General features: G+C 38.7%; 1 protein-coding gene. It reads right to left on the reverse strand.

What is annotated here, in order from left to right; all coding sequences use genetic code 11:
* Window positions 1-242, reverse strand: a 242-nt coding sequence (locus R2R70_RS20740; RefSeq protein WP_410979012.1) for a hypothetical protein, incomplete at its 3' end; no start/stop codon positions are given.
* Between the last annotated feature and the right edge of the window lie 24 nt (window positions 243-266).

A 266-nucleotide genomic window follows, 5' to 3' on the forward strand; every position in this document is an offset into this window, starting at 1 on the left:
CGAGTAATAACCAGGTAGCGTTTACCATCAACTAATTCGTAACTTTCTGTCTGTTTACCTAGTTGTGTTAGCAGTGCATCTTCCATGCTCGGTGTACTTAAACTACCATCAAGTAACTCTTTAGCTAAGTATAGTTTTAGTGTGTAAACGCCTGCTTCTTGCACATAGAGTGAATTGCTAGAAAGTGATGTTTTTACAAAAATGTCGTTATTATTGTCAGCGTTTGCAGCACGTTTTGTCACGGTTAAATCAATTGGCTGCGAGCT

The sequence above is a fragment of the Cobetia sp. SIMBA_158 genome (assembly GCF_046566945.1).
GTDB lineage: Bacteria > Pseudomonadota > Gammaproteobacteria > Pseudomonadales > Halomonadaceae > Cobetia > Cobetia amphilecti.